Raw genomic sequence first — 15,599 nt, 5'->3', positions numbered from 1 at the left:
TTGACCATTGACCATTGACTATTGACTATTGACCATCCCTAGAAGCCGCTTGATTAATTTGATTATTTTGTAATTCTTGCATCAATGCATCAAATTCGCTAGCACCAGCTTTTCTAATTAATAAACCGTGAATTTTAGCGGTAATATCATCCATATCATTAGCTAACCATCTACCCATATTTTTGATAAAGTTTTTCAGCTTTTCAAACATGCTGAGTTCTGCGGTAGAGTATTGATCTTTATATGGATATACTACTTTGCCTTTTTCGGTTTCAAAATATTCTTCCTCTGGCATTAACATTGATTTTAGTGGATCTGTTTGTCTGGCTAAATCTGTTTCCACTTTCTTATGACTGAGGAATAAAACATCATATACTTTATTGTTCCAAGTTACCCAATAATGATTTTGAAAGAACCAACGTTTACCATCATCACAATTCGGTTCTCTGCCTCTATAAGGTGTTTTTCCCGCTTCACTTAAAAAGGGTTTGGGAATTTTCTCAATATTGAGATTGGGAATACCAAAATACCCTTCTGCTACTCGTTTAAAAGCTTCAGCTAAAGTTTGACAATCACCTTCTCTGGTTCCTGTTAACAACTTTTCTGCGCTTTTACTCACCATTGTGTATTTAAAGCCGATATTTTTAAAGTTGTTAAATAGCCCTTCTAAAATTTTATCTGTGGGTAAGGTTTCATCTATACCATGTACGAGTTCTTTAGCTACTAAATAATCTTGGAGAAATCTTTGTTTTTGGGGAGAGACAGAAGTTTCTCCTCCTGCTTCTTCAGCCTTAACTTGCCCTTCTTCTTTGGCTGGTAATATTTGGTTTTCTCCACTCGCTGTATTTATCTGGTTCACTACCTTAGCAGCCACATTATCAGCTTCTTGTTCGTATTTATCTCCAGGTTGGCCGATAGTAAGTTGCGCCTGGATAATTGAATCTTGAGGACGATTTGTGGCTATATTATCAAAGTTATGCCCAACACCATAACCTTGTTCGCCTGTATTTTCCCAAAAGCTATCCATCTTGGCTTGTAATACAGTCAGTCGCTCTTGTGCTTCTGGCGTTAAGCTACCATACTTGGCTTGAATAGCTAACTTTGTCGCTTCTATTTTATGTTGTTGAAATTGTTGGTTAGCAATTTCTAGCTGGGTAAGCGGTTTGGGAGAACTTTGTTTAGTTTTGTCAAGCGATCGCGGTGATGGGAACAGACTAGACTCTAACTGAGAATTTGATGAGTCAGCTTTTTTGTGGATTTGCAGTCGTTCTTTCATCGCCCATCTCACATCTTGACATTGGTTAGTTAAATATATTATGTCACTGCTTTTTGTGTAACTGTTTTAGACTTTAGTTTACTTTTACGCGATGAATCAACACAGACGCGATTCATCGCGTCTCTACAAGAGCGCCCAATCTCCGGTACTATTTGAATGCAGACTTCTCTGAATTAGGCTGACATTTATCCCATGAGGAAAGTAATTCAATTTTCTCTGCTCAATTTGGGCAAACTTTACAGGCAAAATTATAAAGTTTTACGTCTGCTGTTTTACTTTCTCATGGCGTTGCTGTGCAGTCTGAATACTCCTATCATGGCGGCGGTTCCGGGAGTTAAACCTTCTTCTCAATCCATTATTAACCAAGTCGCCAGCCCTGATGCTTTACTGCAACAAGGTAAATTACTTTACGATGCAGGGAGGTTTGCTGAGGCGGTAGAGATATTACAGCAAGCTGTGAAAGCTTACCAAAATCAAGGCGATAATTTAGCTCTGGCGGCAACTTTGGGAAATCTTTCTCTAGCTTATCAGCAAATTGGTAATTGGACGCAGGCGCAGCAAGTAATTAGCCAAAGTTTAAATTTACTGAAAAAATCCGCAAATCAGCAAAATTCATTAATGTTTGCGCAAATGCTAGATATTCAAGGACGCTGGCAAATTTCCACAGGACAAGCTGAGGCGGCTTTAATTACTTGGCAACAAGCAGAAAAAATTTATACACAATTAAATAATCAACATGGTATAGTCAAGTCCCTAATTAACCAATCACAGGCTTGGCGCAGTCAAGGGGCTTATCGGCGTGCCAAAGAAATACTGAAAGAAGTAGATAAAAAATTACAATTACAACCAGATTCAATCGCCAAAGCAGTGCAATTGCGATCGCTCGGCGATATTCTTTTAGCAATGGGTGATGGGGAAAAGTCGCAAACTCTGTTACAGCAAAGTCTGAACATCGCGAAAAATCTGCAATCAAGTGCAGATATTGGCGCTAGTTATTTGAGTTTAGGCAATAACTACCGCACGCAGCAAAAAAAAGCACAGGCGATCGCTGATTATCAAAATGCTGTGGAAATATCCCCTTTTCCCTTAACTAAAGTGCAAGCGCAGCTAAATCACCTCAGTTTGTTAATTGAAAATGGTGAATTGACAGCAGCGACAACTCTAGTACCAGGAATTCAATCTCGACTGGCGCAACTGCCTAATAGTCGTGGTAGTATCTACGCTACTATTAATCTGGCGCAAAGTCTCAATAAGTTAGTTAAAAATGCTGATGCTTACCCTAGTATCAGTTATCAAGATATCGCCCCCCTACTAGTTAAAGCTATTGCCCAATCTCGCAGTTTAGGCGATCGCCAAACGGAAGCCTATGCAGTCTTGAGTTTAGGTAATTTATACGAGCAGACGCAACAAACTCAAGAAGCACTCAAGCTGACGCAACAAGCCTTAGTTTTAGCCCAAACCAGCAATGCACCAGAAATTGTTTATCGGGTAGATTGGCAACTAGGGAGATTACTTTGGGCAAAAAATGAGATTAAAAATGCGATCGCTGCTTATGATGCAGCAGTAGATACTCTGCAACTGCTGCGCCGTGATTTGGTTGCAGTTAATCAGAACGTGCAATTTAACTTTCGTGACAGTGTCGAACCAGTGTATCGCGAATCCGTAGAGTTATTACTGCAATCCCAAAGCAAAGAACCCGATGAAACCACATTAGATAAAGCCCGCCAGCGCATTGAAGCGCTACAGTTAGCAGAATTAGATAATTTCTTTCGTGAAGCCTGTATTTCCGGTCAGAATGTACCTTTAGATAAAATTGTAGACCAAGATAATCCGCATACAGCTATCTTGTATCCCATTATACTTAAAAATCAAATTCAAGTAATCGCCAAAATTCCCAAAACACCGCTAAAGCATTACAGTAAAGCAATTAGCGAAACCGAAGTCAACCAAGTTATAGCAGAAATGCGGAGAAGCTTAGTAAATCCGGCTGCTACTAATACAGTGAAAAAGCGATCGCAACAAGTTTACAACTGGCTGATTGCACCCATTGAATCAGAATTATCAGCCCAACAAGTAAATACCTTAGTATTTGTTTTAGATGGAGCTTTCCGCAACATCCCAATGGCATCGCTGTATGATGGGAAAAAATATTTAATTGAGAAATATGCGATCGCTCTCAGCGTCGGCTTGCAACTTCTCGACCCCAAACCATTATTAACACAGCAAATCCGCGCCCTCACAGCCGGACTTACAGACCCGCCACCAGGTTACAATTATTTTCCCCGTCTTCCAGGTATTAAATCTGAATTTGAGTCAATTGCTCAATCTGGAGTCACCACCACCAGTATCATTGACGCTCAATTTACCCGTCCCGCCCTAGAAACAAAAGTCAATACCGCTCCCTTCAACGTAGTGCATCTAGCAACCCACGGTCAATTTAGTTCCCGCGCCGAAGACACATTTATTTTGGCTGCTGACGGGCCAATTAACGTTACCCAATTTGATAGTTTGCTGCGCAACCGCGATGAAAGCAAACCCCAACCCGTAGAACTATTAGTATTAAGTGCTTGTCAAACAGCAGCCGGAGACAATCGCGCCGCCCTGGGTTTAGCCGGTACCGCAGTTAGAGCCGGCGCACGCAGTACAATAGCATCTCTGTGGCAAATTGATGACCAATCAACAGCTTTTTTTGTCGGTGCTTTCTACAAACAACTTAAAGAAGGTAAAGTCACCAAAGCCCAAGCCTTACGGAACGCCCAACTACAACTACTCCAACATCCCAACTACAACACCCCTAGTTTTTGGTCTGCCTATGTTTTGATTGGGAATTGGCTTTAAATAATGGGCATTGGGCATTGGGCATTGGGCATTGGGCATTGGGATAAAAAAATTTTGATTTATTCTCTATTGCCTATAGCTTTTAGGTAAGCATGGAGTTTGGGTAAAAGTTCATCAAGAACTGGTTTGAATTTGTTTACCTGTTCAGTTGTTAATAGTTTTCTGGCATAGGCTAATCGCAACCAACTGATAGTTTCATACAAAGAGCCTCTGGCAATCTTGACAAAACGCCGATTATCTTGGTCATTATATCTACCCCTGCCCTCTGCTATATTGGCACATACACTATCAGCAGCACGAACAATTTGTTTACCCATTGTCTCTTGAGAAAAATTATCCCATCCCTTCACAATCGCCCAAATTTCATTCGCCAGCCTCTCAGCAAGTTGATAAACTTCTAACTCTTCAAAATCAGGTCTTCGCACACAAATCCTTGCCTACAAATAATTAATACCTATAATTCCCATGCCCCATGCCCAATGCCCCATCCCCCATGCCCTAAAGAGTCTTCGCACACAAATCCTTGCCTACAAATAATTAATACCTATAATTCCCATGCCCAATGCCCAATGCCCCATGCCCAATGCCCAAAGATCACAAAAATTTAATAATTCAACATTATTGGCATAAATCTCGCAAATCAGGCCGATATGTGTATGGCAGCATCGAAAACTGGGAACTAAATTTATGACTCACGCTATATATCAGCAAGACAATTTCGCTGTACCTTTGCCGATTACGCAAGCAGCACGCAGAATCGCCCAAAACTTTGCCAGCCAACAACCAACTCCAGAAAAAGCAGCCCAAGTCAAACTCAATACCTTAGCTGTATTAGTGGTGCAGGAATATTTGGAAATGATGGATATTCCTACCAATCTCACCGCTAGTGATAGTTGGAATTCTCTCATGCGCTTATTTGCAGATGTCGCAGATTTAGCTCTACCATCCTTGGGTAGTTTGGAATGTCGCCCTGTAAAAAGTCTTGCCCATACATGCTTTGTTCCCCCGGAAACTTGGGAAGAACGAATCGGTTATGTAGTGGTGCAAATTGATGATTCTTTACGAGAAGCAAAGTTATTGGGTTTTGTGCCTAGTGTATTTACGGAAGACTTACCTTTAACCCAACTCCAACCTCCCGAAGCTTTGATCGAGCATGTGGAAAAACTTAAACAGGCAAAAGCCACTGTAGTAAATTTACGTCAGTGGTTTGCTGGTATATTTGAATCAGGTTGGCAAAGTCTGGAAGCGTTGGGAAATTCCCAAACACCCACCCTAGCCTTCTCGTTTCGCAGTGCAGAAGTGTTTGAGCCGCAAACACCTGACCATTCACAACCAGTCACCAGAAGGGCAAAACTGCTCGATTTGGGTATCCAAGTTGCTGACAAACCCCTGATGTTGATTGTGGAAATCAGCCCTCTCTCTGAGGAAAAAACTAGCATTCGTCTGCAGTTACACCCTACAGGTAATGAAATTTATTTACCTGAAGGAGTCCAACTTACTGTTTTAGATGAATCTGGATCTGTGTTTCTGGCAGATCAAGCACGCAGTGCCGATAATTACATTCAATTACAACTACGGGGCGATACAGGAGAAACATTTAGCATTAGGGTGGCATTGAATGATATCAGTATTACAGAACAGTTTACGATCTAAAGGTGCAGCTACTTTCTCTATCCTCCGTAATTATCAGCAAATATCTGGTAGTCCAATCAAGAAACTTTGCTAAATAGGTAGTGATTGTCAAGAAAGCTGGAAAAAACGCTCTCGACTGACTACATACCACGCAAAATTTGTCTGGCAGAATACTAGTAAAGAGTTTAAAAATTCAAAAAGCAAAATTCCTGGCTGACTATAGCGAATTTTGGTTTTGAATTTTCAGTAGGAGCGTAACTAAGGTCATGAGCAAGTTAGTGATTCTGAAATTTGCAGACGGTAGTTTTGAGCAAGGGTTTGCTGTTACCCTGCAAATTGGTGAAGAGTGCGATCGCCCTACCACAGAAATCATCGGTAAACTGCCTCCATGTCCGGGAATACCCCTATACTACAGTCATTGGCAATCGAGTTATCGGCGTTTAGGTAACGGTTATCGTCTAGATGCAGATAAAGCCCAAATCACCAATGTGTCCATGACACAGGACTGTATTAACACATCCCATATTTTACGCGCACATTTTAATACCTGGTTAAAAGCAGAAGAATTTCGTCCCATCAGGGAGAAATGGTTAGAAAGATTAATGCCTGCTGATGAAGTCCGGGTAATTTTACAAGCCGAAAATCGGCAATTGCAACGCTTACCTTGGCATCTTTGGGACTTACTCGAACGCTATCCCAAGGCAGAAATTGCCCTAGCATCACCCAGTTACGAACGCATTCACAAGCCACGCACTCCCAATAAATTGGTGAATATTTTGGCAATTGTGGGTAATAGTCAGGGAATTGACACTAAGGCTGACCAAGATTTATTGCAAAGTTATCGTCCTGCTGATGTTTGTTTGTTAGTAGAACCAGAACGCAAGGAATTAAACGATCGTCTCTGGGAAAAAAATTGGGATATTCTCTTCTTTGCTGGCCATAGTTCCAGTCAGGGGAGAGATGGTAGCGGACGCATTTATTTAAATAAAACGGATAGTTTAACGATTGGCGAATTAAAATATGCCTTAAAAAAAGCCATTGAACGCGGTTTACAATTAGCAATTTTTAACTCTTGTGATGGTTTGGGGTTAGCGCAAGAATTGGCTGATTTGCAAATTCCCCAAATGATTATCATGCGGGAACCTGTACCCGATCGCGTCGCCCAAGAGTTTTTAAAGTATTTTCTCAGTAGTTTTGCTGGTGGTGAATCTTTATACCAATCGGTACGCCAAGCAAGGGAACGGCTGCAAGGATTAGAAAATAAATTTCCCTGTGCGACTTGGTTACCAGTAATTTGTCAAAATCCTGCTCAACACCCAGTGACTTGGCAGGGTTTAACCAGTGTCAAAAAACAATTCAGTACCATTGCGCCCATAATTAACAAACGGAGATTGCAGAGCGTTCTCGTTTCCAGTCTGCTGATGACAGCTGTGGTTTGGGGTATCAGATATGTGGGTATATTACAAAATGTGGAATTTATTGCCTATGACCAAATGATGCGATCGCGTCCTGATGAAGGTCAAGATTCCCGCTTACTCTTAGTCACCATAGACGATTCCGATTTAGCACTGCAACGCCACAAAGGCGAAGAATTAAAAGGAACCTCACTTTCCGATGAATCCCTCACCCAACTCATACTCAAACTACAACAGCATCAACCCTTAGCCATCGGTTTAGATATTTATCGCGATTTCCCCGCCAAAAATCCAGCTTTAATCCCCTTGCTGCAAAATACCGATAACTTAATTGGCGTCTGTAAGGGAAGCGATACCACAGAAAAAACCAAAGGTATTGCGCCACCCCAAGAAATATCCAAAAATCGCTTAGGCTTTAGCGACTTCATTCACGATCGCGACGGGGTAGTACGTCGCCATCTGTTATTCATGAATCAAGAAGCCGCATCATTATGTCCTGCGTCTTATGCACTCAGTACCCAACTAGCATTTCGCTATCTTGTACCCCGTGGGATTTACCCCACATACACAGCTAAGAATGAATTACAGCTCGGTAAGTTGATTGTCCCCCGGTTATCACCCCGTGCTAGCGGCTATCAAAGTATTGATGCTAAAGGCGGTCAAGTTTTACTCAATTACCGCTCTACAAAAAAAATAGCCGAACAGGTCACCCTCACACAATTATTATCTGACCTAGTCAACCCCGACGCCATCAAAGGCAAAATTGTCATCATTGGTGTATCTGCCAAAGGCGATTTCCCCGATTACTGGGCGACACCATACGGTAATTACTTAGATGTACAGATGCCGGGTGTAACAGTTCAAGCTCACATGGTTAGCCAAATCCTCAGTGCAGCTTTAGATGGGCGTCCATTAATTAGAGTTTGGTCTGGCGAACTGGAATTAATTTGGATGTGGAGTTGGGCTATAATTGGCGGCGTTTTGGTTTGGCGTCTACCTTCAGTAAAAGCTTTAGAGATCGCAGTGACTATTACTATCGGCGTTTTATATATCTTCAGCTTGGGGTTGTTAATTGGGGGTATTTGGGTACCTTTTATACCTTCCGTTCTGGCTTTGATTGGTACAGCTGCTTTCCTGTCAATTCGGAATCACACATTTAAGATTCACAACTCTAGATTAATCCGGGAGAATATTTAAGGCATTATCAAAATTGTGCCGAGATTGCATCTACTTATTCCCGAAAAATATGATGAAATCTATTTCCAAGTCGGTAAAGCTGTCTGTAATTCTAGCTGTGGGATGCGTGAGTGCAGTAGCTAGTCAGATACCGCACTGGGCAGAGCCAGTCACCGCACAGATTAGCAGTACGGTGAATTTAGATACAACCATAAAATTTAATCCACCAGCACCACCACCAGAACCACCTCCAGGCGGACGAGTTTCTGGAGGAGCGAAACGGGGTACTTGTCCATCTGTGCAACCGCAACTGACAGCGTTAGTACCTTTTACGCAAAAACCTAATTCCACTGTAGATGTCTGGGCATTAACAGCAGCCACTCATCCAACCTTTTGGTTTTTTGTGCCCATAACTGAAAGTTCCAGATTAACGAATGAGTTTGTACTGCAAGATGACGCAGGAAACGATATTTACAAAACTGCGATCGCGTTGCCAGAAAAACCCGGAGTTATCGGCATTTCTTTACCCAAGAATATCGAGCCACTTACCCCAAATAAACGTTATCGCTGGTTTTTCAGCATCTTCTGCGATCCGCAAAAATCTTCACCACCTATATATGTAGAAGGCGTCATCCAACGAGTAAATTTAAATAACGCGATCGCCCAACAAATCGAAATTGCCAAACCCCGCCAAAAATCCGCCATCTATGCCCAAAATGGCATTTGGTACGAAACACTCACAACCTTAGCCAAACTGCGTCTCAACAATCCTGAAGATAGCCAGCTGCAAACAGCATGGCGCAATTTAATTACCAGCATCGGTTTACCAGACGTAGCCGCAGAACCCATTGTTTCACCACCAGGTAGTTTTGATTAATTGGGCATTGGGCATTGGGCAGGGGGCAGGGGGAAAAGGAGGACAAGGGAGACAAGGGGGACAAGGAAGCAGAGGAAGCAGGGGTGCAGAGGAGGAAAATTATATAGATGCTCTCCCTCTGCCCCTCTGCGTCTCTTCTCCCTCTGCTCACTATTCACCCAATGCTCCATGCCCCACATTGCCTAAATTTAGATAATGCTCTAAATAGTTAAGTTTCGTAAAAATTTAATATTTTCTTTAGATTTTAGATTTAATATTTTCTTTAGATTCTTCACAACACTGTGTTGGATTCACAAGAGTTGGAGCGGTGGTCATGAATATATGCCTGATAAACTCAAAAATATTGCGTCAACTGTGGTCAGAAGTTGAGCAAACTCAGACTAGTACTCTTGTGGGACTCAGCGATCCTGATTTAGTCAAGCAATTGGTGGGACAGCTGGATAGCAAACAAGCACTCAGCAGTGAAGAAATGAATTCTGTTAACGCTTACCTATTCTCTAGAACTCAACTGATACGCGATTTAGCCTTTGCTAGGTCAGCATAAAAAATATATAGACTTTTTTAGAATTTGTTCATCGGTATCAAACTCCCATCACATTATTAGACTTCTCCTTTTTGCCTCAGCTAACATTGCTGAGGTTTTTTGTGGCTGAAGAACTATCACAACTCGACTCAGCTGACAATCTCTCTAAGGACGTGTACAGTAGTTGAGGATTATTTTGTAACTGCAATTATTTAACCAATCCTCATATGGATAAAAAAACCAAACGCCTCTTGCTGCTTGTTGTTTTCTGTAGTTTGACAGGTGTAATTTTAGGCGGAACTGCCAGCTGGGCAGAAAGCAATATGTGCTTGGAAGCCAAGACAGTTACCAGCGATTGCTTGACTCAAGACCCCATACAAAAAACTATCCAAGGAATGAGTACCGGCTTAGTAGCCGGCGCTGGAGCAGCTTGTGGCGTCGCTTGGCAGTTACGGCAGCAGGATTAAATTATTGGGCATGGGGCATGGGGCATTGGGCATTGAGCATTGAAACAATTTTGGATTTTGGATTTTAGATTGGAATCCACGCATCGCAAATCTAAAATCTAAAATTCCTCGTCCCCCTGCTCCCTGCTCCCTGCCCCCTGCCTCCTACTTCCTAGCCCCTAAAAGCGGTAATTGCGATCGCCTACCCATAAACTAATAGGTACAGCATTACCTTGGGGATCGACTTTGACTTTAACTGCTATTGGGCGTCGTCTTCCTTCTCGGCTTTCTAAAGTGCGGGAGATATCTTGACTAATGCGTTCCCGTTGTTCTTCGGGGATGAAATAGGTTTCCACCCCATAGTTGACAAAACCGTCCCGATATACACCTTTTAAGGCTACCTGATCGTTAGGCAAGTTTGTCGGACGTTTACCGCTTACCCTTACCAGTCGCCAAGCGCGAGGAACCCCACGTTCAAAAGATTCTCTCTCTTGCAAAGTCACATACAAATTAGTTCCTTGCGCCAATTGTCTATTTCTGCCGCGATTTTGCCGCAGTAACTCCTCCCAGCCAGGAAGCCTTCTCAACGTGGCAACGCGAGATATGTTATAGTCCAAATTGAGCGCGTAGTTTTGCCGCACATTATCAGCATCTACAGGCGCACTTTGCAAAATTACCGTTTTCCCCGCCACATCTGTATATAAAGCCTGGGTAGGTACAGCCAGAATTAACCCGGTTTGCAGCGCTAAAGGAACTAGTAATCGCCAAAAAGGTAAAGGTTTATTTGCATTCTGTTCAGTAGCAATTAGATAATCTCTAAAAGTCAACTTCCCAGAAAATTCAGCTTCAGGAGATAAGTTTTTATTGGATTTACTTGATTCGGATGTACTCGATTTATTCGACGATTCAGAGGAATTACTTTTCATGGGCGTAGTCCTAAAGAAGATGGCAATAGGTAAAAGTCTGGTGAAATACCCAGGTTTAGGACTGACGCAGAGAGACTACCGCAATCCGGAATTCAAAATTCAAAATTCAAAATTCAAAATGGCTTTGTTATTGGCAATTGAACTTTGTACAATGAAATCTTGATTTCCGGCGTACTGACTAAATATTAAATATAGAAATACGCAGAGATATTTATGAGTAACTAAACTTCGTAATTACAAATTACGCATTACGAATTACGAATTACTATTGCTTTTTTTACTTTTTGATTCCGATAGACGGCGTTCAAACCAAAGTCCAGCGCTAATTAAAGCCGAACCGCACATCACAAACACAAGAGACTTCAATGGTAAGTCTGAATTGTACTCCCACACCCGGCTGAGAACCTGTAAAGTTAACAATAGCATACCTCCCCAAAAACTGCGTCTATCGTTTAATTTCAATCCTTCTTGAATTAGTCCCCAAGCTAAGGTGGCGAGGAGAACGTTAAAGGCAAAAATTCCTAAAGCAGGAATTCTTGTAATACCTTGATGCCAAAAAGGTATTAATAGAATTAAGCCGATAAATGTGCCGATTAAAACTAGAGTAAACACCATTTCTCGGCGTGCGGGATTGTTGCGTTGACGCAGTAAAAATAACCATTGTAAAACAGCTAAACCGCTCAAAATTCCCACATCAATAATCGGCAGAGTTCTCAAGATGTTGCTGTTAGTGGTTGGTGGCGAATAACCGTAATCGGGAAATTGCCATTGCCAACGGAAGGACAACATATAAAAGGCAAAGCCAAAGCAGAAGAAGGCTAATGTTCTGGCTAGGGGTTGAAATAGCCTATAATTAACTGTGGGATATAGTAAGTCATCGTAACTCCACAGTAAAGCTGGGGGAAGTGCAAAGGCAAAGGAAGCTACCCAAGGTGCAATATCCGAATAGGTCAATATTTGCAAAGGGTTGAGGTTGAATTGCAAGGAACTAGCAAAGGCTAAAATTGCTAATCCAAAAATCCAGCGAGAGCGACAGATGTAAGCTAAAGGGATGAATAGCAACCATGATACTAAAGGCATGTGGCGGACGATTAACCGCGCCCAACTCCACTCATTAGGGGTATACCACCAGTCTCCGAGTCCAGTCCAATAGCCAATTTGGATTAAGACAATGGCTAATATACCCAAGGAATTGAGAGAGAGGCTATAAGCCATCACTAATACACCAAAACCCCAAGCCAGCAGCCATTCGGAAGCAGAACCGGAAATATTAAAAGCTTGCGCCATTAACAAAATAGTTACGCCTAAAATAAAAGCGCCTAATATCAGTAATGCTTCTCCTAAAAGGCGTTTGCTTTTTTCGGGTTTTTTACCTTCAGCTTTTTTGAGTGCGGGTTCGCGCCAAGTGTAAAAACCAATGATGGTAACGGAGAAAAACAAACTGATCGTTAAGATAAACTTGACATCCCGTGACCATTCTTGCCAGCTTGCAGCAATAAAGATGATTGCACCTAATATTAAGAGGATACCGCCGATCGCGATCGCAATCATCCGCGAGCGATCGCGCGCCGCAGCTTCTAGATTGTTAAATTGATAACGGTCTGCTAACTGTTGGTACTGGGAAGCACTAATTATGCCTTCGTCTCTCCATAGTTGTGCTTCTTGGCGTATTTTTCGCTGAAAATTATCTGAGAACATGACCATCTCCAGTGAAGTGGTTAGTTTAACGCGCTTGAGTGCATTTATAAAGGCAACAGCTTCCAGTTCAAAGCTGGAAGCTTATGCAGTCCGCACTTTTGGCGATGATGAAAATGGCGGTCATTATATTCTCAGTATGCAGCCAAACCCAGGCATGGCATTGTTCTTCTATAACAGTTTCATTTCTCAATGGAAAAACCTTCAAATCTCCTACTTAAACTCTCGCGCCGTTTGTTTGCAAACCTTGATATTCAAGAAAAATTTATTCAGGCGTTAATTAATCCCCAACCTTTTTCACCTTGCATTCTTTGGTGTCAACCAAAACCCGAAATTTCTCCTTTTACAGTAGAATCACCAACAAATTGGCAACCGCAATTTGTAGACCGTTTACAATTAGGAGAAAAGCCTGGTAAACATCCGCTACATGACCAAGGTGATTTTTACTGTCTAGATTTTTCTTCTGTATTTGCAGCCACTAGCTTATTAGCAATTAAGCCATCTGGGGGGTTAATTTTTGATATGTGCGCTGCGCCAGGGGGAAAGAGTATCTTTGCTTGGAAAGCTTTGCAACCCGATTTACTGATTAGCAATGAAGTAATTGGTAAGCGTTTAGGAATGCTAATTTCTAATTTAAAACGTTGCCAAATTCACCCCAGTTTAGTAGCAAATAGAGATTCGAGTATTTTTGCAGAAACTATCCCCTTATCAGCTAACTTAGTCTTAGTAGATGCTCCTTGTACAGGACAATCTTTACTAGCTAAAGGTGAAACTGCACCCGGATGTTTTCACCCCACTAATATTAATAAATGTGCCAATCGCCAAAAACGCATCATTGCAAATTCAGCCCAACTTGTTGCACCTCAAGGCTATCTGGCTTATATGACTTGTACTTATTCGCCTGAAGAAAATGAAGAAGTTTGTCAATGGTTTTTAGAACGCTTTCCCCAGTTTCAAGCATTAACTATTAGTCATTTACAAGCGTATCAATCACACCTTACAAATATACCTTGTTACCGACTATTCCCTCAAGATAGGTTAGGCGCTGGTGCATTTACTGTATTGTTTCAAAATACTGCATCAGGTGAGGCGAAAGAAATAGACGAGGAAGTTTTGCAGCAACTTGGTTGTAAACCAATTAGAATTAGCGAGTAAACTCTTACTCTCTGCACGCCAGTGAGGGAGTCGGCAGAGCCGCCCAATGCACTGGCTCATCTCTGCGCCTCTGCGCCTCTGCGTGAGACAAAAATCATATCACCAACTAAGTTTTAAATAGCCAAAAAACTTAACTTTGATTTACATCTTGTGACAATTAAACGCGAGGCAATGCTCACTCAATTGGTTTATATGGTAAGCAAAAAATATTAAATTTTTATAGCTATTTCTTATGGTAGAAGTCAATATCATTGAAAATAAATAAAAATAAGAATCTAAGCTTTTAAAACACAATTATGAACCTGCTTGCTTGGATCGTTCTGGGAATTATTGCCGGAGCTATAGCTAAAGCTATTTACCCTGGTCGTCAGGGTGGTGGGATTCTCGCCACAATGGTTTTAGGAATTGTTGGTGCTTTAATTGGAGGTAGTTTAGTTTCTCTTTTAGGTAGAGGTGGAGCAGCATACGCTGCGGGAACTCTGAGTATTCCTAGCTTAATTATTGCTGTGATTGGTGCAATAATTGCTATTTTCTTATGGGGTTTAGTTACTGGTCGTAGCAGTTATTAAATTTAATAGTTAGCTTTTTTACAATCATTTATGCCGTAAGTTGCAAAAAACTCCACCTGAGATCCAAAAGTGGAGTTTTTTATTGCGCTTCGCCTACGCTTTACCACTCAGATTTATCCACTTGAACGTAATTCTGCACCCACTGATTGCAGAGTTTGGACAGAATATCAAAGAACCACACCTGTCGTAGGGGCACGGCACCAGTAAAATTATTGTATGTACCAAAAGATTGTCGGTGCCGTGCCCCTACAGCGTGGTTTATTTACCTGAAAATAGCTGTAATATTCGCGTCCATCATCGAGTAGGTGCGCACACCATATTTTTGAATTCCGAATTGATCAATCAATACAAGACGATGGCGATTGACTTGTTGAGTTAATGCCCTGTCTTTTTGGGAATGCGCTAATATACCATTGTATAAATAACAGTGGTTAAACGGCGTAAATCTATGGATATAGCTTCAATTGTTAAATTTCTCGCGCCTTGTCTGCCATTTTTGTTGAATGTGGGTGGTAAAGTTGCAGACGGCGCTGCTCAGGCTGTTGGTGAAGATGTTTGGAATAAAGCAAAAGCTATTTGGGAGAAGTTACAACCCAAGGTAGAGAAAAAAGTAGCAGCGAAGGAAGCTGCGGCGGATTTAGCGCAAAATCCAGATGATGAGGATTTACAAGCCAGCTTGCGAGTGCAAATCAAGAAGATTTTGGACGCGGATACAGTACTGGCTGATGAAATCGCTAAGATTTGGCAACCAGCGACTGACAAACCATCTGGCAATATTACTATGAACACTAATACTTACGACCATAGTAAGGTCAATCAAGTTGGAAATATTGAAAAAGCAGATAGCATAACTTTTAAGTGATTATCGTCGGCTTGACCCATCAATACCAATGTATACCGTTCTCTCGCTTACCCGATATACCGCCCGCAGGCTAGAAGCCTGGGGCTAATGCTACAAAGCCCACATTCGTGGGCTAAATTTTCTTAGCCTGCGAAGGCAGGCTTTGTATGATTAGCCGCACCCTTCTAGGGTGACGGCGATTACAACATCCAGCAAAATTTTTACCTGCT

At 41.8% G+C, this 15,599-nt stretch carries 13 protein-coding genes; 9 read left to right on the top strand and 4 right to left on the bottom strand.

The window, feature by feature from the left end; genetic code table 11:
- Positions 1 to 25: 25 nt before the first annotated feature.
- Complete coding sequence (locus H6G08_RS11400; RefSeq protein ID WP_190542176.1) at positions 26 to 1,276, bottom strand: hypothetical protein; 1,251 nt, start codon at positions 1,274 to 1,276, stop codon at positions 26 to 28.
- 192 nt (positions 1,277 to 1,468) lie between these two features.
- Between H6G08_RS11400 and H6G08_RS11395 the strand changes: the two genes are divergently transcribed.
- Complete coding sequence (locus H6G08_RS11395; protein ID WP_190541912.1) at positions 1,469 to 4,114, top strand: CHAT domain-containing protein; 2,646 nt, start codon at positions 1,469 to 1,471, stop codon at positions 4,112 to 4,114.
- A gap of 59 nt (positions 4,115 to 4,173) precedes the next feature.
- Here H6G08_RS11395 and H6G08_RS11390 read toward each other — a convergent pair whose 3' ends face one another.
- The gene (locus tag H6G08_RS11390) at positions 4,174 to 4,539 is read right to left on the bottom strand and encodes a four helix bundle protein (protein WP_190541909.1); all 366 of its coding nucleotides are present in this window, start codon (positions 4,537 to 4,539) and stop codon (positions 4,174 to 4,176) included.
- Positions 4,540 to 4,801: 262 nt separating this feature from the next.
- Between H6G08_RS11390 and H6G08_RS11385 the strand changes: the two genes are divergently transcribed.
- From H6G08_RS11385 to H6G08_RS11365, 5 genes are all read left to right on the top strand, one after another.
- Positions 4,802 to 5,767 (top strand): DUF1822 family protein, encoded by a 966-nt coding sequence (locus H6G08_RS11385; protein WP_190541906.1) that lies wholly within the window; start codon positions 4,802 to 4,804, stop codon positions 5,765 to 5,767.
- Between the two features lie 245 nt (positions 5,768 to 6,012).
- Complete coding sequence (locus H6G08_RS11380) at positions 6,013 to 8,358, top strand: CHASE2 domain-containing protein (RefSeq protein ID WP_190541903.1); 2,346 nt, start codon at positions 6,013 to 6,015, stop codon at positions 8,356 to 8,358.
- A gap of 49 nt (positions 8,359 to 8,407) precedes the next feature.
- The gene (locus H6G08_RS11375) at positions 8,408 to 9,214 is read left to right on the top strand and encodes a DUF928 domain-containing protein (RefSeq protein WP_242046130.1); all 807 of its coding nucleotides are present in this window, start codon (positions 8,408 to 8,410) and stop codon (positions 9,212 to 9,214) included.
- A gap of 313 nt (positions 9,215 to 9,527) precedes the next feature.
- Entirely contained in the window at positions 9,528 to 9,758 is a 231-nt protein-coding gene (locus H6G08_RS11370) for a hypothetical protein (RefSeq protein ID WP_096643097.1), read from the top strand.
- 206 nt (positions 9,759 to 9,964) lie between these two features.
- The gene (locus tag H6G08_RS11365) at positions 9,965 to 10,204 is read left to right on the top strand and encodes a hypothetical protein (protein ID WP_190541900.1); all 240 of its coding nucleotides are present in this window, start codon (positions 9,965 to 9,967) and stop codon (positions 10,202 to 10,204) included.
- A 158-nt stretch (positions 10,205 to 10,362) separates the two neighbouring features.
- Here the strand turns inward: H6G08_RS11365 and H6G08_RS11360 are convergent, their stop codons facing one another.
- Together H6G08_RS11360 and H6G08_RS11355 are read right to left on the bottom strand one after the other, a co-directional pair.
- Positions 10,363 to 11,109 carry a GDYXXLXY domain-containing protein gene (locus H6G08_RS11360; protein WP_190541897.1) on the bottom strand — a complete coding sequence of 249 codons (747 nt, stop codon included), beginning with the start codon at positions 11,107 to 11,109 and terminating at the stop codon, positions 10,363 to 10,365.
- Between the two features lie 255 nt (positions 11,110 to 11,364).
- Positions 11,365 to 12,807 carry a DUF2157 domain-containing protein gene (locus tag H6G08_RS11355; RefSeq protein WP_190541894.1) on the bottom strand — a complete coding sequence of 481 codons (1,443 nt, stop codon included), beginning with the start codon at positions 12,805 to 12,807 and terminating at the stop codon, positions 11,365 to 11,367.
- A gap of 189 nt (positions 12,808 to 12,996) precedes the next feature.
- Here H6G08_RS11355 and H6G08_RS11350 point away from each other — a divergent pair, with 189 nt between their 5' ends.
- The 3 genes from H6G08_RS11350 to H6G08_RS11340 all read left to right on the top strand — a co-directional run bounded on the left by H6G08_RS11350 (position 12,997) and on the right by H6G08_RS11340 (position 15,390).
- Positions 12,997 to 13,959 carry an RsmB/NOP family class I SAM-dependent RNA methyltransferase gene (locus H6G08_RS11350; protein WP_190541891.1) on the top strand — a complete coding sequence of 321 codons (963 nt, stop codon included), beginning with the start codon at positions 12,997 to 12,999 and terminating at the stop codon, positions 13,957 to 13,959.
- Positions 13,960 to 14,255: 296 nt separating this feature from the next.
- Entirely contained in the window at positions 14,256 to 14,528 is a 273-nt protein-coding gene (locus H6G08_RS11345; RefSeq protein ID WP_190541888.1) for a GlsB/YeaQ/YmgE family stress response membrane protein, read from the top strand.
- 448 nt (positions 14,529 to 14,976) lie between these two features.
- Complete coding sequence (locus H6G08_RS11340; protein WP_190541884.1) at positions 14,977 to 15,390, top strand: hypothetical protein; 414 nt, start codon at positions 14,977 to 14,979, stop codon at positions 15,388 to 15,390.
- Positions 15,391 to 15,599: the final 209 nt, after the last annotated feature.

Origin of the sequence: Calothrix anomala FACHB-343, from assembly GCF_014696435.1 — a bacterium.
GTDB classification, from domain to species: Bacteria; Cyanobacteriota; Cyanobacteriia; order Cyanobacteriales; family Nostocaceae; genus Aulosira; species Aulosira anomala_A.
The sequence above is the reverse complement of the archived record's forward strand: the minus strand, read 5'-3'. Positions and strand labels throughout refer to the sequence as shown.